The following is a 21,676-nucleotide window of genomic DNA, read 5'->3' as shown; positions in this document are numbered from 1 at the left end:
GTACCGTGTGCCCATGCGCGTGCTCGTCTTCCTCGACGGAACCCCGGCCGACCCCGATGTGGCCCAGATCAAGGTCGACGACCTCGGGCTGATGCGCGGCGACGGCGTCTTCGAGACGATCCTCGTCGTCGGCGGCCGGCCCCGGGAACTGCGGCCGCACCTCGAGCGGCTGGCCCGCTCGGCCGCCATGCTCGACCTGCCCGAGCCCGACCTCGCCGCCTGGGAACGGGTCGTTTCGGTCGTCCTCGAACGGTGGACCGGCGGGCCGGAAATGGTGCTGAAACTGGTGTACACCAGGGGGTCCGACGGCGACCCGGCCGCGGTGCCGACCGGTTTCGCGCTCGGTTCGGAGGTCTCGCCGTCGATCCTCAAGGCGCGCGCCGAGGGCGTCGCCGCGATCACCCTCGAACGTGGTTTCCCGCCGGACCTCGCCGAGCGCGCGCCTTGGCTGCTGCTCGGCGCGAAGCCGCTGTCCTACGCGATGAACATGGCCGCGGTGCGGGAAGCGGCGCGTCAGCAAGCCGATGATGTGATTTTCACCGCGGCCGACGGATCGATCTTCGAGGGCCCGACGTCGACCGTGGTGCTCGCGAAGGGGCGGACGCTCTACACGCCGCCGTCGAGCATCGGGATCCTGCCGGGCACCACCCAGGCCGCGCTGTTCCGCGGCGCCGAGAAGGCGGGCTGGGCGGTCAAGGTCGAGCCGCTGACCGTGCGCGACCTCGTCGAGGGCGACGGCGTGTTCATGGCCTCCAGCGTCCGCAAGCTGACCCGGGTGCACACGCTGGACGGCGAGCGGCTGCCCGATTCGGCCGCGGTGTACGCCGAGCTCGTCGCGGCCTACGAAGGCGAATACGCCTGACCCTGGGTGATCCGGACGACGGCCGGGGCGACCTCTTCGGCGCGGTAGGCCGCGATCTTGTGGTGGCCGTCGATGATCAGCTCGCGTTCGCCGTCGGCCAGCACCACCGCGACCGGCCGGTGCCCGGAGCGGATGGCCGTCCGGTAGTAGCCGACGCGGGCTTCGTCCGACGGCGGCCAGGCGTCGGTCGGCGTGAGCTCCTGGCCGTCCGGCAGCCGTTCCGGGCCGCTCACGTGGTAGTCGCCGTCGACGAGCAGGTCGAGGACCGGGCCGAGGGTGGTCGCCAGGGGGCGGCGCAGCTGCCCGGTGGCCAGCGCGATCCGCAGCGACTGCGGCAGCTCCGCCCGCGCTCGCGCGTTCACGTCGAGGAAACCCGTGCCACCGCTGATCGTCACCTGTTCCACGCTTATCAGGACGGGCGGCGGCGCGACATGGTTCCGACCCCTACCCGGACGGGTGCACGGCGTGATCCGGGTCTCACCCGCGTGGCGGTACGGCTTGCTCAGGAAGGCCGGAACCGGATTCGGGTGCCCGGCCGCGCCTGCGCGAGGGCGCCCAGCGCGGCCGCCTTGACGACGGCGGCGACCGGGTAGCCGCCGGTGGTCGGGTGGTCGGCGAGGAACACCACCGGCAGCCCGCTCGGAGGCACCTGGATCGCGCCGGTGACGACGCCTTCGCTGGGCAGCTCGCCTTCGACGGCCCGCCGCAGCGGCGTCCCGGCCAGGCGCAGGCCGACGCGGTTCGACTCGGCCGTGACCGTCCAGCCCGCCGCGAGCCCGCCGGCCGGGTCGTCGAACCAGTCCTCACGCGGGCCGAGCGTCACGGGCACCACGAGCTCGTCCGGCGCCGCGACCCCCACGACGACGTCCGCGCCCGCGGGGACCCCGGGGTCGCCGAGCGGGAGGACGTCTCCGGCGCGCAACGGCGGCGGCCCGATGCCCGACAGGATGTCCCGTGACCGGCTGCCCAGCACCGGTTCCACCGCGATCCCGCCGGAGACGGCCAGGTAGCAGCGCAGGCCCGTGGCCGGCGTGCCCAGCGTCAGCGTCTGCCCCGCGCGGACCGGCAGCGGCGCGTGGGAGCCGGCGGGCCGTCCGTCGACGCGGACGTCGACCACCGGGCCGGTGACCGCCGCCGTCACGGCGGACGTGAACCGCACGGCGAGCCCGCCGAGCAGGGCTTCGATCCCGGCGGCGGCCTCGGGGTTGCCGGTGAGCCGGTTCGCCAGCCGCAGCGACGCCGTGTCGAGCGCCCCCGAAGGCGCGACGCCCAGGTGGGCGTACCCGGGCCGGCCGAGGTCCTGGACCAGCGCGTACCGCCCGGGGTCGAGGACCTCCATGCTCCTCACCGCACGCTCCGGAAGCGGACGCGGTCGCCGGGCGCGAACAGCGCGGGCGGGTCCGCGTGCGGGTCGAACAGCGTCGCCGACGTGTGCCCGAGCAGCCGCCAGCCGCCCGGTGACTCGCGCGGGTAGACGCCGGTGAACTCGCCGGCCAGGCCCACCGAGCCGGCCGGGACGCGGGTCCGCGGGGTCTCCAGGCGCGGCTGCCGGAGCGGAGCGGGAAGCCCGGTCAGGTAGCCGAAACCGGGGGCGAAGCCGGTGAACGCGACCGTGTAGACGGCCTCGGTGTGCAGCGAGACGACGGCGTCGGGCGAAATCCCGGCGTCGGCGGCGATCAGGGAAAGGTCTTCGCCGTCGTAGCGGACGTCGAGGGTGACTTCGCGCGGCTCGGCCGCGGGCGGATGCGCGAGGTCGGCGTCTTCGAGCAGGGCCCGCACCGCCGCCACGCCGCCGACGACGAGCAGGCTGCGCGCGCCCGGCACGAGGTCGACGACCCCGGCCGGACGGGCGGCGAGCACGGTCGCGTGGGCGGCTCGCATCTCATCGAGCGACTCGCAGTCGAGCAGGGCGGCGTCCTCGCCGCACCGCCGCCAGCGCACGGTGTCAGCCGACGACGCGCTGCAGCAGGGCCGAGGTGTGCGGCTGCATCTCCTGGCCCACCATCGCGCGCTCCTCGACGTAGCCGAGGGAGCCTTCGACCAGGCCGTACAGGCGCTGGGCCGCGGTGACGTCCTTGGCCGTGGCCGTGCGGATCACCGCGTCCGTGCCGAGCTCCCACGACGTCTGGTTGCGCGGCTTGCCGTAGTACAGCTCGACGATGCCGGTGTTGTGCGTGAGCAGCAGCTCGATCGTGTCGTCTTCCTGCGGCCGCCAGAACCCGGACTCGCGGGCGGCGGGCCGGATGACGTTGCCGTCGTCGTCGAGCAGCCAGGACCGCGACTCGTGGATCAGGAACGGCCGGCCGTCGTGCGAGATGGTCAGCTGCTGCGCGAACTTGCGGGGGCCGTCGATGGTCGGGTAATCGACCTCGCCCTCACCGCGCCAGACGCCGACGAGCGGCAGCAGCGCGAGGCAGGCGTCGTTGAGGTTCGGCCCCTCACGCAGGTTCGCGGTGTCGTTGGGGATGGGCAGGTCGTCCCACAGCGGGAGGTTGCGCGCGCGGGTGCTCTCCGCGCGCTTCTCCGCTGCCGCGATGGCTTCGTCGCCGCTGGCGGTCATGGGTCAGCGCTGGTCCGCGTACAGCCGGTAGACGACGTACACGGCGAACCAGGTGATGGCCACGCCCGCGAGGACCAGCAAGGTCGTAAACAGAGCTTCCACGGCTGGCAGCTTAGTCCGCCAGTCCCGGGAAGGCCCCGCGCAGGGTCGCCGCGGTGAGCACAGTCACCCGCCCGGAAACGCCGCGAGGGCCTCCCTGCCGGAGCAGGAAGGCCCTCGCGGGGAAGCGGGACTCAGCCGACGGAGATGGCGAGCTGGTGCAGGCCGGGGCCCTCGGCCGTGACCGAAGCCTCGCCGTTGCCGGTGCGGTGCAGGGCGCGGACCGTCCACTCGCCCGGCGCCGCGTAGAAGCGGAAGTCGCCGTCGGCCGACGAGACGACCTCGCCGGTGAAGTCGCCGCCGCCGTCCAGCAGCCGGACGAACGCGCCGCCGACCGGCCCGTCCGCGCCGGTCACCTTGCCGGCGAGCACGACCTGCCCGCGCGTGTCGTAGTCCGCCGGCGTGGCCTCCTGGACCGGTGCGCCGCAGCTGTCGTCAACCGCCATCACTTGGCTCCCAACTCGACCGGCACGCCGACGAGCGAGCCGTATTCCGTCCATGAACCGTCGTAGTTCTTCACGTCCTCGTAGCCCAGCAGCTCGTGGAGCGCGAACCACGCGATCGAGGAACGCTCGCCGATGCGGCAGTAGGCGATGGTGCCCTTGCCCTCGTCGATGCCCTCGTCCTTGTACAGCTCCTTGATCTCTTCCTCGGTCTTGAAGGTGCCGTCCTCGTTGGCGACCTTCGCCCACGGCACGTTCAGCGCGCCGGGGATGTGGCCGGGAACCTGGGACTGCTCCTGCGGCAGGTGCGCCGGGGCGAGCAGCTTGCCGGAGAACTCGTCGGGCGAGCGCACGTCGACGAAGTTCTTCGACCCGATCGACTGGACGACCTCGTCGCGGAACGCACGCAGCGAGAGGTCCTGGTCCTGCGCCTGGTAGTCGGTGGTGTCGCGCTTGACCTCGTCGGAGTTCAGCTCGCGGCCGTCGAGCTCCCACTTCTTGCGGCCGCCGTCGAGCAGCTTGACCTTGTCGTGGCCGTACAGCTTGAAGTACCAGTACGCGTACGCGGCGAACCAGTTGTTGTTGCCGCCGTAGAGGATCACCAGGTCGTCGTTGGAGATGCCCTTCTCCGAGAGGAGCTTCTCGAAGCCCTCCTTGGAGACGAAGTCGCGGCGCACCCCGTCCTGCAGGTCCTTCCGCCAGTCGAACTTCACCGCGCCCCGGATGTGGCCGGCGTCGTAGGCGGTGGTGTCCTCGTCGACCTCGGCGAACACGACGCCGGGGGTGTCCAGGTTCTCCTCGGCCCACTGGGTGGTGACCAGGACGTCTTCACGGCTCATGGAACGGAACTCTCTTTCTGGGGTTGGACTTCTAGGACGCGCGGGCGGGGGTGAAGCGTTTGATGAGCAAGAACATTTCGCAGCCAAGGCAGAAGTCGAAGGCCGCGTTGAGGAAGGCCGCGAACAGCGCGAACGCCGTCGCGACGATGCCGAGCGGGGTGATCCCCGCGGCGAAGCCGATGGTGCCGACCAGGGCGAACACGAACCCGACGGCCTGGGCGAACCGCAGCGGCGCCGCGTCCTCCCGCTCGTCGGTCGGGCCGAGGCGCGGGGCCACCAGCGCGCGGTAGACGATCGAGTACGGCGCCGGCTTCAAGCCGGCGAACGCGCCGATCGCGAAGACGACGGTCTGGGCCGCCAGCAGCGGCCACCACTCGGTGACCAGCACGACCGCGAGCACGATCGTGGTCAGGATGGCGGCGAACCGCGGGCCTCGCGGGTCGACGGCCGGTCCGGCGGACATGGTGCCTCCAGCTGGAGCAAAGGGTGCGTGCGAACGGCACGCGTCAGCGGCATCAGGGCTGGCGGGGACCGGATCGGGAGTTCAGTGCCGGTCGGACTGAACGCGACACAGGCTGCTGCGGACGCGGCAGAGGTCGACTGCGCGCCGCTGCGTCAAGAAGAAGCTGGTCAGCCCGGTCACGGGTGCGAGGGTACCCAGCGCTCTCTCAAGGTGGGAACCACGTTCATACCTTGGGACGATTCCCGGAATCCGGAACAAATCCTGGTCAAGACGTCCGAGTCGTGAGATGCGGCCGCAGGGCGTCCAGGAGTTCCGGGCCCTTGGGGACGCCGCCGACGCGCAGCAGCTCCCGGCCGTCCGGGGTCAGCGCGATCGTGGTCGGCGTCCGCAGCACGGACAGCGACTGCGCGACCTCCGGGGAGTTCGTGACGTCGAGTTCGACGTGGTGCAGGCCGTCGGTCCGCTCGGCCAGCGGCGCGAGCACGGCCTTCGCGTGCCGGCAGGGCGCGCAGAAGGTGGTGGAGATCTGGACCAGCGTCACGGCGGACGCCGGGTCGAGCACGTCGGTGACGGGGGCGGGCAGGTCACGCGCCGGTTTGGCGGCCCGGACGCGGCCGTTGCGCACGCGCAGCAGCGCGCCGGCGGCCACCGCGGCCACCAGCGTCGCCACGAGCACCCACAGCCCCGTCACCACACCGCTCCCTACTTGCTCAGGTCCGCGAAGGACACGTTCGCGGCTTCGCCCTTGATCGTCACCGATCCGCTCTGCACCCGCACGCCGGTCGGGGTGACCGACAGCGGGAGGTCCTTCGTGCTGATCGACGCGTTGAAGTTCGGCATCAGCACCTTCTGCACCGCCTGCGGGACGACGGTGGTCTCCTGGTTGTTCCCGAACTGCAGGCGCTTGGGGACGAAGTTGATCGTGCCCTTGGCCGCGTCCGCCTCGATCATCGCGAAGCAGAAGATTTCCAGATCCTTGCCGGCGAACGAAAGGTGTCCCGAAATGCGGACACCGGTGCTGGACTCGTCCTGGTCGGCCTGGCCCTCGGTGGTCTTCGTCGTGGTCGGCGTGGGCTCGCTCTGCCCGCTGTCGCCGTTCTGCACGTACTCGGTGGTCGACGGCTCGATCCGCAGGTCCTTGATCTTGTCCAGCGGGGAGAGGCGGGCCAGGTCGGCGGCCTTGATCGTGACCGCGCCGGTCAGCTTGCCGATGGTGATCGCCTTCGTGTTGCCGTTGGTGATGTCCGACAGCGGCGCCTTGACGTCCTCGAGCTCGGCGTTCACCGCGACGTCCTGCAGCTTGTCGGCGACCGGGATGCCGGCGGCGGACACGCTGATGTGATTGTAGTCACCGCCGAGCGCCTGCGTGAGAAACGGGAAGCCGTGGATCGTGACCGACGGGTCGTCGCTCAGCTGCAGCTGGGTGCGCGCCTTCTGCGAAATCAGGTGCTCGGCGTAGGCGGCGGCCCCGAAATCCGCGCCGACCAGCAGCAGGACCAGCACGACGAGGGCGATCACCCAGCGCCGGGCGCGGCGGCCGCGGCGTCGTGCGTCCGGCCTCGGTGCGGGTCGGTCGTCCCGGGTCACGGGCCTGCTCACCATCGCGTCCGTACTCCTGTTCGTCGGGGACACCCGGGTTCCCCCAGGTGTGATCGATCCAGCAAGGGTTAGGTGCCCGGCCGTTCAGCCGCTATTCTCACTTAGCACCGACCAACGCCGCTGTGCGGCGACGACTCGAGAAGGCGGTGCGGCTGATGAGCCTGGACCTTCTGGTACTGACTGCGGAGGCCGACGCCACCTCGGTGCTGCCCGCGCTGGACCTGCTGCCGCACACCGTACGCGTCCGCGCTCCCGAGGTGACGGCCCTGCTCGACGCGGGTCACCGGGACGTGATCCTCCTGGACGCCCGCAGCGACCTGGCCTCGGCGAAGAGCCTCTGCCGCCTGCTCAAGGGCACCGGCGAGGACGAGGCGGCCACCCCGATCATCGCGGTCGTCGGCGAAGGCGGGCTCGTCGCCGTGAGCGCCGAGTGGCGCACCGACGACATCCTGCTGCCGACCGCGGGCCCGGCCGAGGTCGACGCCCGGCTGCGGCTGGTCACCACCCGCGACGGCGGTTCCGCGCAGGTCGACGCCGAGCTGCGGGTCGGCGAGCTGGTCATCGACGAGGCGACCTACACCGCGCGCCTGCGCAAGCGCACCCTCGAACTCACCTACAAGGAGTTCGAGCTGCTCAAGTACCTCGCGCAGCACGCCGGCCGGGTGTTCACCCGTGCCCAGCTGCTGCAGGAGGTCTGGGGCTACGACTTCTTCGGCGGCACGCGCACGGTAGACGTCCACGTGCGGCGGCTGCGCGCCAAGCTCGGCCCCGAGCACGAGCAGATGATCGGGACCGTCCGCAACGTCGGCTACAAGTTCGAGCGGCCGGCCAAGGGCGGCGTGCCCCGCCAGCCGGCCCCGGCCGAAGCACCCGCCGAAACCCCCGAACTCGCGCACTGACGTCGTCCCCACGTTCACCTGGACGCGGCGACAAGCATCGCGTTGCCTCGTGCGCGGGTACGGTCGCAGGGGTGACCGGAGAGTGGCGGCAGGAACTGGACGAGAAGCAGCTCGAGGACGTCCGCGGGCTGCTGCTGGCCGTGCGGGAAGCCGACGGGCGGCCCGAGGTCGAGCCCGCGGGCCCGCTGCCCGGCGAGTTCGACGGCGGTGAGCACCTCGTTGCCTGCGTCGAGGACGAAGTCGTCGGGTACGCCCACCTCGACACGACCGGTGACTCCTTCGGGCACCAAGTCGCCGAGCTGTTCGTGCACCCCGCCCACCGCGACCGCGGCTACGGCGCGAAGCTGCTTCAGGCGCTCGACGAGCGAGCCGCGGTCGGCTTCCGGGTCTGGGCGCACGGCGACCACCCGGCCGCGCGCAAGCTGGCGGTGAAGACCGGCCTCGAGCGCAAGCGCGAGCTGCTGATCCTGCACGTCGACGTCGAAGGCGCGGACTGGCCGGAGCCGATCCTGCGCGAGGGCGTCTCGCTGCGGACGTTCGTCCCGGGCCAGGACGAGGACGCCGTCGTCCGGGTCAACGCGCGGGCCTTCGACTGGCACCCCGAGCAGGGCGCGCTGACCGCCGACGACGTCCGCGCCGACGAAGCCCGGCCGTGGTTCGACGCCGACGGCTTCTTCCTCGCGGAGGAAAACAGCGAGGTCATCGGCTTCCACTGGACGAAGGTGCACGAGCCGACGCCGGGCCGGTTCGGCGGCGAGCGCGTCGGCGAGGTCTACGTCGTCGGCGTCGACCCGGCCGCGCAGGGCGGGGGGCTCGGGCGGGCGCTCACGCTCGCCGGGCTGCGGTACCTCGCGAGCCGCGGCCTGCGGCAGATCATCCTGTACGTCGAGGGCGACAACGCCCCCGCGCTCGCGGTCTACGGCAAGCTCGGCTTCACGCGCCACGAGACAGACGTCCAGTACGGACGGTGACCGTTACAAACGGCACACCAACAGTCCGTCACGGTGTGCGAACGCCCAGGTCACGGGCCGGACACGGCACTCTTTCGGACTAGTAGCACTGCTCACACCGACGGCCTTGTTCACTTTCCGTTCATCTGGAGAGGGCCACCCGTCCACCGTGGCTGCCTAATGTCCGGATCCGGCGCGGCAGCACGCCGCGACGACCCGGTCAAGCTCCTGATGGAGGAAACAGCAGTGAAGATCATGCGGCCCCTGAGCGCGGTGGGCATCGTCGCGAGCGCCGCCCTCGTGCTCGCCGCCTGTGGTTCCGACCCCGCGGCGACCAACAGCAGCAGCTCGAACTCGGCCGCGGCGCCCGCTGCCACCGGCACCGCCGACGTGGAGTGCGGCGGCAAGAGCCCGCTGTCCGCGGAGGGCTCGTCGGCGCAGGCCAACGCCATCCAGATCTTCACGCAGGAGTACGGCAAGAAGTGCTCGGGCCAGAAGGTCAACTACAACCCGAGCGGTTCGGGTGCCGGCGTCAAGCAGTTCAACGCCAACCAGATCGACTTCGGCGGCTCGGACTCGCCGATCAAGGACGCCGACGCGGCCGCCGCCAAGACCCGCTGCGGCAGCGACGCCTGGAACATCCCGCTCGTGGTCGGCCCGGTCGCGGTCGCCTACAAGCTGTCCGGCGTGGACAAGCTGGTGCTCACCCCCGAGGTCATCGCCAAGATCTTCAACGGTGGCATCAAGAACTGGAACGACCCGGCCATCAAGGCGGTCAAGGGCAACGAGAGCCTGAACCTGCCGGACAAGGCCATCCAGGTCGTCTCCCGCTCCGACGAGTCGGGCACCACGGACAACTTCCAGAAGTACCTGAAGGCCGCCTCCAAGGGCGCCTGGACCCAGGGTGACGGCAAGGCGTTCAAGGGCGGCGTCGGCAACGGCGCGGAGAAGTCCAACGGTGTCGCCAGCGCGGTGAAGGCCGCCGACGGCGCGATCACCTACGTCGAGGGCGCCTTCGCCAAGGACGGCATCACCCCGGCCCTGATCGACAGCGGCTCCGGCGGTGTCGAGCTCAACGCGGCGAACGTGGCCAAGTCCCTGGACGCGGCCAAGTTCCTCAAGGAGGGCACGAACGACCTCGCGCTCGACCTCAACGGCATCTACAGCAGCAACACCCCGGGTGCGTACCCGCTGCTGCTGACGACCTACGAGATCGTCTGCTCGAAGTACTCGAACCCGGACGTCGCGAAGGCCGTCAAGGCGTTCCTGACCGTGTCGGCCACCGAGGGTCAGCAGCCGCTGTCCGCGAAGGGCTACGTGCCGATCCCGCAGTCGCTGCAGACCAAGGTGCTGGCCGCCATCAAGGCCATCTCCTGACCGGGTCTTGCGAAGCGTCTCCCGAGTTGATACAGGCTTAGAAGTAGGTCGATGAGCGAGTCAAGCTCGACGCGAACGCCCACCGGCGACCCCGGTGGGCGTTCGTCGTCCGCCACCACGCCCCCGGAGGATCCGATTTCGGAGCAACCAGCCTCGACGGCGACGCCTGAGCCGCCCTCGAAAGAGAAACCGAAGAAGGTGCGGCCCGGTGACCGCATCTTCCAGAACCTGACCACCGGGGCCGGCGTCTTCGTGGTCGGCCTGATCGGCCTGATCGGGCTCTTCCTGCTCATCCAGGCGATCCCGGCGCTGAAGGCGAACAAGGGCAACTTCCTGACCAACCACGGCTGGTCGACCAGTGACCCCGCGAACATGTCGTTCGGCATCCTCGACCTGCTCGAGGTCACGGTGGCGACGTCGCTGGTGGCGCTGATCATCGCGATGCCGGTCTCGCTGGGCATCGCGCTGTTCCTGACGCAGTACGCGCCGCCGCGCCTGGCCCGGCCGTTCGCCTACGTCGTCGACCTGCTCGCCGCGGTGCCGTCGATCATCTTCGGGCTCTGGGGCATCCTGGTGTTCGCCCCGGCGATCGAGCCGTTCTCGAAGTGGGTCAACGACGTGTTCTCGTGGTTCCCGCTGCTGGCGCCCGGCAACGTCGCGCCGAGCGTGCGCGGCACGATCTTCACCGCCGGCATCGTGCTGGCCGTGATGATCCTGCCGATCATCACGTCGCTCTCGCGCGAGGTGTTCGAGCGGACGCCGACCCCGCACATCGAAGGCGCGCTGGCGCTCGGCGCCACCCGGTGGGAGGTCATCCGCACCACGGTCCTGCCGTTCGGCAAGGCCGGGTACGTCGGCGCGTCCATGCTCGGCCTCGGCCGCGCGCTGGGCGAGACGATCGCCTTGGCCGTCATCCTGCTGATCCCGCAGGGCCGCAACTTCGACTGGAGCCTCTTCGACGGCGGGTCGACGTTCGCCTCGAAGATCGCCGCGAACTACAGCGAGTTCAACAACGAGGTCTCTGCCGGTGCGTACATCGCGGCCGGCCTGGTGCTGTTCGTGCTCACCTTCGTCGTGAACTTCGCCGCGCGGTCCATCATCGCCAAGAAGGGGGACTGAACATGTCCACCCCGACTCTCGAAGCCCCCGCCACGACCCCGGCGTTCCAGCAGGTCAGCCTCGGTCGCAAGGTCAAGAACGGCCTCGCGACCACGCTGGTCTGGCTGTCGTTCCTGGTCGCCGTCGTCCCGCTGGTGTGGGTGCTCTACACGGTGATCGCGAACGGCATCAAGCGGCTTCCGTACAGCAACTGGTGGACCCAGGACTTCGGCAACGTCCTCTCCGACGAGGTCGGCGGCGGTGTGCTGCACGCGGTCATCGGCAGCCTGCTGCAGGGGCTCGTCTGCGCGATCATCGCGGTCCCGATCGGCATGCTGGTCGCGATCTACCTGGTGGAGTACGGCCGTGGCCGGCTCGCCAAGGTCACCACGTTCATGGTGGACATCCTCTCCGGCGTCCCGTCCATCGTCGCCGCGCTGTTCATCTACGCGCTCTGGATCACCACGCTCGGCCTGCCGCGCAGCGGTTTCGCCGTGTCGCTGGCCCTGGTGCTGCTGATGATCCCGGTGGTCGTCCGGTCGTCGGAGGAGATGCTCCGGATCGTCCCGGACGACCTGCGCGAGGCGTCCTACGCGCTGGGCGTGCCGAAGTGGAAGACGATCATGAAGATCGTGCTGCCGACGGCGCTGTCCGGCATCATCGGCGGCATCATGATGGCGCTCGCGCGCGTGATGGGCGAGACGGCGCCGCTGCTGGTGCTCGTCGGCTACTCGGCCTACGTCAACTGGGACATCTTCAGCGGCGAGCAGGCCGCGCTGCCCCTGGTGATGAACAACGAACGCGTCACCAACTCGATGGAGCCCGGTTCGGTCGGCTTCGACCGGATCTGGGGCGCGGCACTGACCCTGGTGCTCATCATCGCGATCGTCAACCTCCTCGCCACCGTGTTCGCGCGCCTCGTCGCCCCGAAGAAGAAGTGAGCTGTTCCTGATGGCCAAGCGAATCGATGTCAAGGACGTCGACATCTACTACGGCAAGTTCCACGCCGTGGACGGCGTCACCCTGTCCGTGCCGCCGCGCAACGTCACCGCGTTCATCGGCCCTTCGGGCTGTGGCAAGTCGACGGTGCTGCGCACGCTCAACCGCATGCACGAAGTGATCCCCGGCGCCCGCGTGGACGGCCAGGTGCTGCTCGACGGCGAGGACATCTACGCGTCGGCGGTCGACCCGGTCCAGGTGCGCCGCACGATCGGCATGGTGTTCCAGCGCCCCAACCCGTTCCCGACGATGTCCATCAAGGACAACGTCGTCGCGGGCCTGAAGCTGGGTGGCACCAAGGGCAAGAAGACCCTCGACGAGATCGCCGAGCGCGCCCTGCGCGGCGCGAACCTGTGGAACGAGGTCAAGGACCGCCTCAACAAGCCGGGCGGCGGGCTGTCGGGTGGTCAGCAGCAGCGGCTGTGCATCGCGCGGGCGATCGCGGTCCAGCCGGACGTCCTGCTGATGGACGAGCCGTGCTCGGCCCTGGACCCGATCTCCACGCTGGCGATCGAGGACCTGATCGGCGAGCTGAAGAAGGACTACACGATCGTCATCGTCACGCACAACATGCAGCAGGCGGCCCGGGTTTCCGACCAGACGGCGTTCTTCAACCTCGCCGGCGTCGGCCAGCCGGGCCGGCTGGTGGAGCTGAACGACACGGAGAAGATCTTCTCCAACCCCGACGAAAAGGCCACGGAAGACTACATTTCCGGTCGCTTCGGCTGATTTGCCGTTGCCGCGAAAGGCCTTTCCCGCCGGCGCTCGGGGCCGGCGGGGAAGGCCTTTCGTTTCGTCCTAAGTGGAGTAACGAGAAAGCCCCCGGCCGCGACCGGGGGCTTTCTCGTCGTCGGGCTCAGATGTCGTCGTCGGAGCCGTAGCCCGGCATCTTGCCGGTGACCACGAAGATCATCCGCTTCGCCACCGACACCGCGTGGTCGGCGTAGCGCTCGTAGAAGCGGCCCAGCAGCGTCACGTCGACGGCCGCGGCCACGCCGTGCGGCCACTCGCGGTCCATCAGGACCGTGAACAGGTGCCGGTGGATGTCGTCCACCTGGTCGTCGTCGGCCTCGATCGTCTTCGCGGCTTCGACGTCCTTGGAGTGGATGACCTGCTCGACCTGGCGGGCCAGCTTGACCGCCACCTCGCCCATCTCGGCGAAGTACGGCCGCACCGCGTCCGGCAGCACCGGCTCCGGGTGGCGGCGCCGCGCGGCCTTCGCGACGTGCAGCGCCAGGTCGCCCATGCGCTCCAAGCTTTCGGCGGCGTGGATCGCCGCGAGCACCGTGCGCAGATCGGTCGCCACCGGCGCCTGGAGGGCCAGCAGGGCGTACGCCTGCTCCTCGCACTGGGCACGGGCGTCGTCGACCTTCGAGTCGTCGCTGATCACCTGCTCGGCGAGACTGAGGTCGGCCTCCAGGAGGGCGCGCGTGGCGCGCTCCATGGCGTCGGCGACCTGGACCGACATCCCGGCCAGGTGGTCGGCGAGCTGTTCGAGTTCGACATGGTAGGCCTCACGCATGGCCCAACCCTACGGCCAACCGTGACCAAACACCGCATCGCCGGGTGAACCGCACGTGAACCCGGACTAACGATCCTCGCGGATCAGCCCGTCGAGGTGCTCTTGCGAGTACTGGTCGGCTTGGAGCTGCCGCTGCTCTTCGGCTTCGACGTGCTGGTCGGCGGGGCCTGCTCGGCGCGCGGGATCGGCGCGTTCGGGTCGGGCAGCGGGGTGTTGTTGCGCAGCGCCTCGAACAGGGCTTTCGTCTTGCTGACGACGAGCACCTCGTTGCCGCGGCTGTTGGCGATGCCGACCGTCGGGACGGTGAGGAAGGTGATCTTCGACGGGTCCAGGCCCTTCATCGACTGCGCCAGCGTCATCATCTGCTTGACGCCGAGGTTGTCGCCGAAGGTGGCCTTCGCGAAGGCGCTGATGAAGTCGCTGAGCTTGCCGGGGTCGAGCACGACGTCCGACGACATGACCTTCTTCAGCAGCGCGCCGATGAACTCCTGCTGCCGCTTGATCCGGTCGTAGTCCGACTTCGCCACGTCCGCCTTGACGTGCCGCGCGCGCACGAAGTTCAGCGCCTGGTCGCCGGAGATCGTCACGTCACCGGTCTGCATCAGGACCTTGCCGAGGATCTCGTCGTCGATCGGGATGTCGGTGTGGATGGTGACCCCGTGCACGGCGTCGACCATCTCCTTGAAGCCGTTGAAGTCGATGCCGACGAAGTGGTTGATCCGCAGGCCGGTGATCTGCTGGATCACCTTGGTCACGCACGCCGGCCCGCCCACCGCGTACGCGGTGTTGAGCTTGGCGATCTTCTGCCGCGGCGAGACCTGGTCGGTCGTCTTGTTCTGCGCCGGGTCCCAGCGCTGGCAGTCGGGCCGGTCGATCTCGAGGTCGCGCGGGAACGACGTGACGACGACCCGCTTCCGGTCGGCCGGGATGTGCGCCACCATCACGGTGTCGCTGCGCGCGCCGGGGTTGCTGTCGGCGGTGCCGACGCCTTCCTCGTCTGTCGCGCCGTCGCGGGTGTCGGAGCCGACCATCAGGAAGTTCTCGTCGTTGGCCTGCGCGTCGGCGTCCTGGATGTCGGCGGAGTTCTCGTCGAGCGCGGAGACCTGGGTGAACTTCGCGTCGAAGTAGGTCTGCGCGCCCCAGGCGCCACCGACACCGAGGAAGACGAGCCCGGCCACCACGGCGGCGGCGATCCGCCCGAACCGCGCCGAGCGTTCGACCTTCAGCTGCTTCTTCTCCTGCAGCCGGGTCTGTTCGGCTTCGGCCTGCGCCTCTTCGGGCGAGGGGGTGGTCGCGACGACGCGCTGCAGGGCGGTGCGGGTGCTCTCGATGAGCGAGGTGGGCGAGAGCCGTTCCCGGCGTTCCCGCCGCTTGGCTTCTTCGGCTTCCATCTCGTCGTGCGCGGCGGAGAACCGGGCGAGGGTGTGGTCGATCTTGCGGCGGTACTGGGTCGCCTCGTCGATCGCTTCCATCTCGTCGGTCATGGTCAGCGGATCGAGCGCGGCCCGCGGCGGCACGGCGGCCGGGCCGTCGGGGTTGGGCCGCTGAGCTTCCGCAGCTGCCGCGGCACGGCGGGGCGCGGGGCCGTCCGGGCGCTGCGGGTCAACCACGTTTGCAGCGCGGCGGGCGGGCGGGCCGTCGGGGGCGGAACGCGGGGCGGCCCCTTCGGCGGCGGCCGCGGGACGGCGAGGTGCGGGGTGCTCGGCGGTGCGGCGCGGTGCCGCATCGGCGCCGGCGCCGGCCGTTCGGCGAGGTGCCGGGCTGTCGGGGGTGGGCCGCTGGGTTTCCGCAGCTGCGCGGCGGGGCGCGGGGCCGTCCGGGCGGTGCTGGGCAGCCGTCTCGGCCGCGGTGCGGCGGACGGCTGGGCCGTCGGGAGCCGAACGCGGGGCGGCCCCGTCAGCGGTGCGGCGAGGTGCGGGGCCGTCGGAGGCGGGCCCGTCAGCGGCACCCGCGGCACGGCGAGGTGCGGTCCGGCGGGGTGCGGGACCGTCGGCCGCCGGCCGCTGGGCCGTCGTCCCTTCGCCTGCTGCGCGCCTGGGGCGGGGGCTGTCGGGCGTCGGGCGCTGAGCGGGTCCGTCCGGTGCCTCGCCGGCCGGGCGGCGGAGGCGGCGCGGGGGCTGCTGGGCCGCCGCCGTCTGCTGGGGGCCCGGGTTCGCCGCCGGGGGGCGGCGCTGGAGGGGCGCTTCCGGCTGGGGGGCCGCCGTCGTGGCGCGCCTCGGCTGGCGGGGGCGCGGGGTGCGTGATTGACGCGTCGCGTCCGTGGGTACTGGGTCTTCGGCAGGGCCCTGCGCCGGGCGCGGGTGAGCCGGCGGAACCCGGCGTCCGGGCTGGTCGGGGCGGTCCTGCTGTTCGCGGGGCGGCACCGGGCGGGTGCCGGTGGTCCGGGCGACGACGTCGGAGACGCTGATCCCGCCCTGGTCCTCCATCGACCGGCGGCGGCCGGTGCGGCGACCGGTTCCCGGGCTGTCGTGCTCGTCCGGCACTCGGTCTCCTTTCGCGCGTCCGCTGGGCGGGCTGGAACTTGGCCGCCTTCCCCCGCAGGAGGTGATCGTTCCCCCGGCGGTTTTCGTTATCGTACGGATACCCCCCGTTCGTGACGACACCCTCCCGGAATTTTCTTCACCTTGAGTCGACGAACGGCCGGTGCGCGTCGACAAACGGGTGAGTCACCGCGTCGGCAGCCCGGAGTAATGCCCTGTTTGCGTTACTCAGAGTGGGTTATTAACTGTGTCGTTTGCGCGTCGTGATAGGCCACTTTGTTGCGGCCCGCGCGTTTCGCCGCATAAAGCAGCGTGTCCGCGCTGCGCAGCTGGCGCTCCGCCGTCCCGGCGCCCGGTGCCGCGTGCGCCAGGCCGGCGCTGATGGTCACCCGCAACCCCGGCTGGAGTTCTGACCAGGGGTGACGCGCGACGCGGAGCCGGGCACCCTCGACGAACCGGACCGCGTCCCCGGCGTCGACGCCCGGCAGCCACAGCACGAACTCCTCGCCGCCGTAGCGGGCGCAGAAGCCGTCCGGCGGCAGGTCCTCCTGCAGCAGATCGGCGACCCGGCGCAGAACGCGGTCGCCGACGAGGTGACCGTACGTGTCGTTGACGCTCTTGAACCGGTCGAGATCGATCAGCGCGATCCCCAGCGGCGGACGGTCGGTGAACGGTCCGTACAGCCGCTCGTCGAGGTAGCGGCGGTTGTAGCTCGACGTCAGCGCGTCGCGGAGGCTGCCGTCGCGGGCGATGTCCAGCGCGGACCGCAGGTGCTGGTAGGCGCGGCGCCAGTCGCCCTGGGTGGCCAGCACGCCGGCGATGGCTTCGTGCACGCGGAGCAGGTCCGGCGGCCGCGGGCCGGCCGCCCGGCTCAGCGCGCCTTCGCCCTCGGCTGTGCCCACCTCCACCACCCCTTGGTTGTCGTCGCGGTGGAGGTCGCGCTTGAGGTGCCGGTGCGGAGGAAGGTGAATTTCGCTCAAACGGGACTGTGGTGGTTACGCTGCGGAATCACCGGCTCAGAGTCCGGAGAACGGTTCAAGGGCCTTGAGCTGCTCGAACTGGTCCTTGGCCCAGTAACTCACATTGGCCGACGGGTCGTTCAGTAGCTTTGTGTAGTCGGGCCAGGCGACCCAGCGCCAGTCGCCGACCTCCTCCGGGTTCGGCGCCGGCGCGGTGTCGGCCCACGCGGCGAACACCGGGCAGAACTCGTTCTCGACGATCCCCTGGAACGGCGGCGTCCGGTAGCGGTAGTTCGGCAGCACGCAGTGCAGCCCGGACAGCGACGGCATCCCGAGCTCGTAGCCGGCGCGACGGCGGACGGCGTCCTCGAGGGTTTCGCCGGGTGCCGGGTGGCCGCAGACGCTGTTGGTCCAGACCCCCGGCCAGACCTTCTTGTGGAGGGCGCGCTGGGTGATCAGCAGGGCGTTGTCGCTGCGCCGCAGGACGTAGCACGAGAAGGCCAGGTGCAACCGGGTGTGCTCGTGGTGGCTGGCCAGCTTCGGGCCGGTTTCGCCGGTGGGCACGCCGTCCTCGGTGACGAAGACGATCTGCTCGGTCTCGGTTTCGGTCGCGGTATCCACGTCCCCAGTGAACACGACGCCCAACGGCGGCCCGTACCGCGAGGCGGGTGGGTTACGGCCGGTCCGCCCACCGGGGTGACGGGCGGTTACCGCGCGTGGAGGTGCTCGACGAGCAGCGAGGTGACGGCTTCCGGGGCCTCCTCGGGCGCCCAGTGCGTGACGTCTTCGAGCATTTCGAAGCGGTAGGGCCCGGTGACCCAGTTCGCGGTGTCGAGGGCGGCGGTCGAGCCGAAGGAGACGTCCTCGGTGCTCCACACGTACAGCGTCGGAACGGCGATCTTCCCGATCTTCCCGGCGGGCCGCCCGGCCCGGTACCAGTTGAGGGCGGCGGTGAGGGCGCCCGGTTCGGAGAGGCGCTGGACGTAGTCATCGACCTTCGACGGCGACACCCGCCGCTCGAACATGTCCCGCAGCGCGCGGCCGTCGTTCTCCAGCATCCGCCGTTCGGTGACGCGGGTCTGCCGCCACTCGGTCAGGTACCGCGTGCGCAGGTGCTGGTCTTCATCGGTCTTCATGGCCTCGGCGAGCGCGGCGGGATGCGGCGTGGAGACGACGGCGAGGCTGCGAAGGCGTTCGGGGTGCGCGTCGGCGGTCCACCAGGCGACGGCGCCACCCCAGTCGTGTCCGACGAGGTCGAACTTCGGCCAGCCCAGCGCTTCGGTGATGGTGACGACGTCCCCGACGAGGTGATCGATGGAGTAGTCGCTCGCTTGCTCGGGCCGCACATCGGGCGAGTAGCCACGTTGGTCCGGCGCGACGGCCCGGAACCCGAGAACGCCGAGGGTGGCGACCTGGTGCTCCCATTCGACCGCGGCTTCGGGGAAGCCGTGGAGGAGCAGCACCGGCCGGCCGTCTTCGGGGCCGGCGGCGATGGCGTCGAAGGAACCGGCTTCGGTGGGGATGCTGATGTGGTCGATCACAACCTGAATCTATAGCTCGTCGGAGAGCGCGTGTCGGACAGCAGCCCTGACCTCGAGGTCGGGCCGGTCGGCGAGCGGGGTCAAGTCGATGTCGTCGGAGCTGTACAGGCTCAGCTCCCGGAGTCCGGTGAGGCCGGCCACGAGCCGAAGATCCGGAACGGGGGTGTGCTCGAGCTCCAACACCCGGAGTTCAGTCAGGGAAGGTAGCGAGCTCAGATCCACCTCGGGGCACCTGATGAAGCTGAGCTCGGTCAAGCTGCTGGCCCAGCGAACCAGCGCGCGGACGTCCCGGAGGTTGGTGCAGCGATCGAATGTGAGCTTGTGCGGCTGGTCCAGAAAGGACAAACTTCGCAAGTCCTCAAGGCCTGGAACCTGTTCCAGCGTCAGCGCGCGCAGGTACCGCAAGGGGGTCAGCTCGGAGAGCTGGTCGATGTCTTCGATGTTGCTCAGTGTGAGTTCTCTGAGGTTCGGAAGGTTGGCCAGCTGATCCCACCCGCAAGTCGGCTTGTCAGCGATGATCGTGCGCAGCGTCGGAATCCGGGCCAGCGTCCCGATGTCCATCGGTTGTGCGCGGAAGCCGCCACCCATCAGGTGAATGCTCTCCAAGGGAACGCCCGCCAGCAGGGCGAAGTCGAACTCGTCCGAGCCACTGACAACGAAGCCGAGGTGCCTGAGCTGTGGCAGGTGCCTCAGGCTGGCCAGTTCTGCCAGGTCTTCCGCGATTATGTCCTCGATCGGGAGCTCGGCCAGCACGCGTTCGGCGAACTCGACCGGATCGAACATATGCCAAGCCTCGACCAGCTCGTCGATCACAACCTGGTCCCGGGTATTGCGATAGCGGGTCAGCAGTTCGAACGCCCCTTGGCCGCCGATCAACGCGACCGCGTGGACGGTCGCCGCGGTTGATTCCGGAGCCTCGGGTTCGCTGGCGGCCAGGAGGTCGAGAACGAACTCGCCCGCCGACGCCAGAGCCCGCGCTTCGCTCAAGCTTTGCGGCGGGATCAGGGTGCTGGCCCGGTCTTCGATCTCGTTTCGCAGCCGCTCGCTCAACGTCGGTGATGTCTCCAGGCAGGCCAGTGCCACCAGGTCGAGCTTCAGCCGCTCCTGCTCGTCCGTGTCCCACTGGAGGATGCCGTCCAGGAGGCGCTCGCGCTGTGCGGGATGGGCGTGGCCCGCCGCCAGGACCACCACTTCGCGCCACTCGTCCCGGCGGGCGTTTGCCGTCAGGATGCCGATGTCGTCCTCTTCGATCGCCGCCTGGGCGGCCAGGTATTCCTGGAACGTGCGGTGGACGAAGTCGATGCGGCCCGGGACCGGTTCTCGCAGCACGCCTCCGCGGTCCAGCAGGTGGCGGAACACCGTCCGCGGTGTCACGTCGATCTGGCCCATCGAACGCAGCTTCGCCGTGATGCGGGCTTCGGCGTCGGCGGCCGGGACGTCCGTGTGGCCGTTGCGGACCAGCCAGTACGCCAGGCTTCGCAGCAACACCAGCTTCTCGGTCAGCGACAGCCGGACCGGTACGTCGATCTTGCGCTCGATGTCGCGGCTGTCGAGCAGCATGCGCAGCGCGACGTCGTACAGCTCCATGCGGTTTTCCGGGAGGCGTCCGTTGCCCTGGTGGTGCAGCGCGCAGAGCAACGCGCACAGCAGCGGGTTTTCAGCGAGTCGCCGCAGAGGGCTGCGGGCGCCGATGGCCGTGATCAGGGCGTCGCGTTCTTCGTCGCGTGGCTCGCCCGGCAGCGCTTGGTGCCAGCGGGTGACGAACGTCCGGACGTCTCGCGGGGTCATCGGCTGGAGGCCCACCTCGGTGAACCCTTCGCCGCTGAGCCAGCCGGCGGTCACCGCGGCCGGGCGCGTGGTGACGACGAACCGGGCGCGGGGGAACGTGCCGACCAGCTCGCGCAGCCACTCGTGCACCTCGCGGCGGCGCTCGTCCGGGACCTCGTCGAGGCCGTCGACGAGCACGACGGCCCGGCCGTGGCGCAGCTGCCGGTGCACCCAGCCCGGTGGCATCTCGTCGGCGATGTGCCTGCCGACCTCGTCGAGGAAGCGTTCCGGCGATGGCAGCGGCGCGTGGCTGAACCGGCGCAACCGAATCAGGAACGGCTCGATGTCGTCCCAGCCGTCGACGTTCCGCAGCTGCCGGCTCGCGCACTGGACCGCCAGCCACTGCAGCAACGTCGTCTTGCCGGAGCCTGCTTCGCCGCGCAGCAGGATCTTCGACGTCCGTGGCAGTACGTGCTCGATCCGGTCGCCAGGCACCTCCTTGTCGGACGTGACGCTCAGGCTCAGGTAGGCGACCGACAGCGGATACAGCCGGGTTGCCTCGGTCAGGCCCGCGCCGTACAGCTCCATCCGGTCGAGCTTCGTCACGACCTGGCGGCGGAAGTCCGCGGCGAAGTCTTCCGGGTGGCGGCGTTCGGGCAGTGTTGCCAGCACCGTTCGGACCGTCTCGAGGATCTCCGTCTCGCGTTGGAGGATCTCGACGAGGGCACCCGGCTGGAAGCGGGGCAGGGTGCTCGTCACCTGCACCAGGTACGCGCAGCATTCCCGCAGGACTCGCTGGTACAGCTCCGTCGCGTCGACCGAGAGGAGCCGGGTGACGTCGGGGACCGTTCGGAGCAGGTAGCGGTAGAGGTATGCGGCGTCGAGGTCGGTGGCGAACAGGTCGTCGTCGGTCAATGCTGCGCGCTCGAACGTGTCGTGGACCGCCTCCACCGCGGCTGCTCGCTCGTTCTCCGGGACCGCGCGGAACTCCACGTCGAGGAACGGCAGCAGGCGGTCGGCGACGCGGTCTTCGAGGTTGGTGAACAGGAGCCGGAGCTTGCGGCGGTCGTTGAGGCCCGTTACCTGCTTCTCCAGCAGGTCGAGTGCCTTGGCCGAGGCGTCGGCGGCGATCGGGCGGTTGCCCAGCCAGATCTTCGCGGCCGCCTTCACCACCGCCGTCGTCAACGCGATCGCTGAGGCTTCGAGGCTCACCGAGCCG

At 70.2% G+C, this 21,676-nt stretch carries 22 protein-coding genes; 7 read left to right on the top strand and 15 right to left on the bottom strand.

All coding sequences use genetic code 11. The features are described from left to right. The first annotated feature begins 13 nt into the window (after positions 1 to 13). Complete coding sequence (locus OO60_RS18290; RefSeq protein WP_003056956.1) at positions 14 to 862, top strand: aminodeoxychorismate lyase; 849 nt, start codon at positions 14 to 16, stop codon at positions 860 to 862. Here the strand turns inward: OO60_RS18290 and OO60_RS18285 are convergent. The 9 genes from OO60_RS18285 to OO60_RS18245 all read right to left on the bottom strand — a co-directional run bounded on the left by OO60_RS18285 (position 841) and on the right by OO60_RS18245 (position 6,868). Beyond that, positions 841 to 1,266 carry a hypothetical protein gene (locus OO60_RS18285; protein WP_003056959.1) on the bottom strand — a complete coding sequence of 142 codons (426 nt, stop codon included), beginning with the start codon at positions 1,264 to 1,266 and terminating at the stop codon, positions 841 to 843. The genes OO60_RS18290 and OO60_RS18285 overlap by 22 nt on opposite strands. A gap of 98 nt (positions 1,267 to 1,364) precedes the next feature. Further along, entirely contained in the window at positions 1,365 to 2,201 is an 837-nt protein-coding gene (locus tag OO60_RS18280; protein ID WP_003056964.1) for a 5-oxoprolinase subunit C family protein, read from the bottom strand. A gap of 5 nt (positions 2,202 to 2,206) precedes the next feature. Further along, positions 2,207 to 2,803, bottom strand: coding sequence for a 5-oxoprolinase subunit B family protein (locus tag OO60_RS18275; protein ID WP_003056967.1), 597 nt, complete (start codon positions 2,801 to 2,803; stop codon positions 2,207 to 2,209). A 4-nt stretch (positions 2,804 to 2,807) separates the two neighbouring features. After that, complete coding sequence (locus OO60_RS18270; RefSeq protein WP_003056968.1) at positions 2,808 to 3,422, bottom strand: heme-binding beta-barrel domain-containing protein; 615 nt, start codon at positions 3,420 to 3,422, stop codon at positions 2,808 to 2,810. Between the two features lie 233 nt (positions 3,423 to 3,655). After that, positions 3,656 to 3,967 carry a DUF1416 domain-containing protein gene (locus OO60_RS18265; protein WP_003056973.1) on the bottom strand — a complete coding sequence of 104 codons (312 nt, stop codon included), beginning with the start codon at positions 3,965 to 3,967 and terminating at the stop codon, positions 3,656 to 3,658. Next, positions 3,967 to 4,803, bottom strand: coding sequence for a sulfurtransferase (locus tag OO60_RS18260; protein ID WP_003056975.1), 837 nt, complete (start codon positions 4,801 to 4,803; stop codon positions 3,967 to 3,969). The genes OO60_RS18265 and OO60_RS18260 overlap by 1 nt, the downstream gene beginning before the upstream one ends. A 31-nt stretch (positions 4,804 to 4,834) precedes the next feature. Then, a complete protein-coding gene (locus tag OO60_RS18255; RefSeq protein ID WP_003056976.1) occupies positions 4,835 to 5,266 on the bottom strand; it encodes a DUF4395 domain-containing protein in 432 nt (143 codons plus the stop codon). A gap of 265 nt (positions 5,267 to 5,531) precedes the next feature. Beyond that, the gene (locus tag OO60_RS18250) at positions 5,532 to 5,957 is read right to left on the bottom strand and encodes a TlpA family protein disulfide reductase (protein ID WP_033261760.1); all 426 of its coding nucleotides are present in this window, start codon (positions 5,955 to 5,957) and stop codon (positions 5,532 to 5,534) included. Between the two features lie 11 nt (positions 5,958 to 5,968). Further along, complete coding sequence (locus OO60_RS18245) at positions 5,969 to 6,868, bottom strand: LmeA family phospholipid-binding protein (RefSeq protein ID WP_081655700.1); 900 nt, start codon at positions 6,866 to 6,868, stop codon at positions 5,969 to 5,971. A 152-nt stretch (positions 6,869 to 7,020) separates the two neighbouring features. Here OO60_RS18245 and OO60_RS18240 point away from each other — a divergent pair, with 152 nt between their 5' ends. The 6 genes from OO60_RS18240 to pstB all read left to right on the top strand — a co-directional run bounded on the left by OO60_RS18240 (position 7,021) and on the right by pstB (position 12,917). Continuing rightward, positions 7,021 to 7,764 carry a winged helix-turn-helix transcriptional regulator gene (locus tag OO60_RS18240; protein ID WP_033261759.1) on the top strand — a complete coding sequence of 248 codons (744 nt, stop codon included), beginning with the start codon at positions 7,021 to 7,023 and terminating at the stop codon, positions 7,762 to 7,764. Positions 7,765 to 7,835: 71 nt separating this feature from the next. Further along, positions 7,836 to 8,735: a mycothiol synthase gene (gene mshD / locus OO60_RS18235; RefSeq protein ID WP_003056990.1), complete on the top strand. Its 900-nt coding sequence runs from the start codon at positions 7,836 to 7,838 to the stop codon at positions 8,733 to 8,735. A gap of 225 nt (positions 8,736 to 8,960) precedes the next feature. Further along, positions 8,961 to 10,091 carry a phosphate ABC transporter substrate-binding protein PstS gene (gene pstS, locus OO60_RS18230; RefSeq protein WP_003056993.1) on the top strand — a complete coding sequence of 377 codons (1,131 nt, stop codon included), beginning with the start codon at positions 8,961 to 8,963 and terminating at the stop codon, positions 10,089 to 10,091. Positions 10,092 to 10,289: 198 nt separating this feature from the next. Continuing rightward, positions 10,290 to 11,210: a phosphate ABC transporter permease subunit PstC gene (gene pstC / locus OO60_RS18225; protein ID WP_003056996.1), complete on the top strand. Its 921-nt coding sequence runs from the start codon at positions 10,290 to 10,292 to the stop codon at positions 11,208 to 11,210. A gap of 2 nt (positions 11,211 to 11,212) precedes the next feature. Continuing rightward, the gene (gene pstA, locus OO60_RS18220; protein WP_003056999.1) at positions 11,213 to 12,130 is read left to right on the top strand and encodes a phosphate ABC transporter permease PstA; all 918 of its coding nucleotides are present in this window, start codon (positions 11,213 to 11,215) and stop codon (positions 12,128 to 12,130) included. A gap of 10 nt (positions 12,131 to 12,140) precedes the next feature. After that, complete coding sequence (gene pstB, locus OO60_RS18215) at positions 12,141 to 12,917, top strand: phosphate ABC transporter ATP-binding protein PstB (protein WP_003057001.1); 777 nt, start codon at positions 12,141 to 12,143, stop codon at positions 12,915 to 12,917. Between the two features lie 127 nt (positions 12,918 to 13,044). On the opposite strand, the gene phoU is transcribed toward pstB, so the two are convergent. The 6 genes from phoU to OO60_RS18185 all read right to left on the bottom strand — a co-directional run bounded on the left by phoU (position 13,045) and on the right by OO60_RS18185 (position 21,669). After that, positions 13,045 to 13,710 (bottom strand): phosphate signaling complex protein PhoU, encoded by a 666-nt coding sequence (gene phoU / locus OO60_RS18210; RefSeq protein ID WP_003057003.1) that lies wholly within the window; start codon positions 13,708 to 13,710, stop codon positions 13,045 to 13,047. An 83-nt stretch (positions 13,711 to 13,793) separates the two neighbouring features. Continuing rightward, a complete protein-coding gene (locus tag OO60_RS18205; protein WP_003057005.1) occupies positions 13,794 to 15,227 on the bottom strand; it encodes an LCP family protein in 1,434 nt (477 codons plus the stop codon). A 1,187-nt stretch (positions 15,228 to 16,414) separates the two neighbouring features. Beyond that, entirely contained in the window at positions 16,415 to 17,101 is a 687-nt protein-coding gene (locus OO60_RS18200) for a GGDEF domain-containing protein (protein ID WP_003060109.1), read from the bottom strand. Between the two features lie 105 nt (positions 17,102 to 17,206). Next, complete coding sequence (gene idi / locus OO60_RS18195; protein WP_033261703.1) at positions 17,207 to 17,770, bottom strand: isopentenyl-diphosphate Delta-isomerase; 564 nt, start codon at positions 17,768 to 17,770, stop codon at positions 17,207 to 17,209. 86 nt (positions 17,771 to 17,856) lie between these two features. Beyond that, the gene (locus OO60_RS18190; protein ID WP_003060117.1) at positions 17,857 to 18,690 is read right to left on the bottom strand and encodes an alpha/beta fold hydrolase; all 834 of its coding nucleotides are present in this window, start codon (positions 18,688 to 18,690) and stop codon (positions 17,857 to 17,859) included. A 9-nt stretch (positions 18,691 to 18,699) separates the two neighbouring features. Then, positions 18,700 to 21,669 carry an NACHT domain-containing protein gene (locus OO60_RS18185; protein ID WP_033261702.1) on the bottom strand — a complete coding sequence of 990 codons (2,970 nt, stop codon included), beginning with the start codon at positions 21,667 to 21,669 and terminating at the stop codon, positions 18,700 to 18,702. Positions 21,670 to 21,676: the final 7 nt, after the last annotated feature.

This window comes from Amycolatopsis vancoresmycina (assembly GCF_000716785.1).
GTDB lineage: Bacteria > Actinomycetota > Actinomycetes > Mycobacteriales > Pseudonocardiaceae > Amycolatopsis > Amycolatopsis vancoresmycina.
The sequence above is the reverse complement of the archived record's forward strand: the minus strand, read 5'-3'. Positions and strand labels throughout refer to the sequence as shown.

Coding starts and splice junctions, on each gene's coding strand:
- OO60_RS18240 (WP_033261759.1), top strand. CDS start 7,021: ATGAGCCTGGACCTTCTGGTACTGACTGCGGAGGCCGACGCCACCTCG.
- phoU (WP_003057003.1), bottom strand. CDS start 13,710: ATGCGTGAGGCCTACCATGTCGAACTCGAACAGCTCGCCGACCACCTG.
- OO60_RS18280 (WP_003056964.1), bottom strand. CDS start 2,201: ATGGAGGTCCTCGACCCCGGGCGGTACGCGCTGGTCCAGGACCTCGGC.
- OO60_RS18265 (WP_003056973.1), bottom strand. CDS start 3,967: ATGGCGGTTGACGACAGCTGCGGCGCACCGGTCCAGGAGGCCACGCCG.
- OO60_RS18270 (WP_003056968.1), bottom strand. CDS start 3,422: ATGACCGCCAGCGGCGACGAAGCCATCGCGGCAGCGGAGAAGCGCGCG.
- pstB (WP_003057001.1), top strand. CDS start 12,141: ATGGCCAAGCGAATCGATGTCAAGGACGTCGACATCTACTACGGCAAG.
- pstA (WP_003056999.1), top strand. CDS start 11,213: ATGTCCACCCCGACTCTCGAAGCCCCCGCCACGACCCCGGCGTTCCAG.
- OO60_RS18260 (WP_003056975.1), bottom strand. CDS start 4,803: ATGAGCCGTGAAGACGTCCTGGTCACCACCCAGTGGGCCGAGGAGAAC.
- OO60_RS18255 (WP_003056976.1), bottom strand. CDS start 5,266: ATGTCCGCCGGACCGGCCGTCGACCCGCGAGGCCCGCGGTTCGCCGCC.
- OO60_RS18290 (WP_003056956.1), top strand. CDS start 14: ATGCGCGTGCTCGTCTTCCTCGACGGAACCCCGGCCGACCCCGATGTG.
- OO60_RS18245 (WP_081655700.1), bottom strand. CDS start 6,868: ATGGTGAGCAGGCCCGTGACCCGGGACGACCGACCCGCACCGAGGCCG.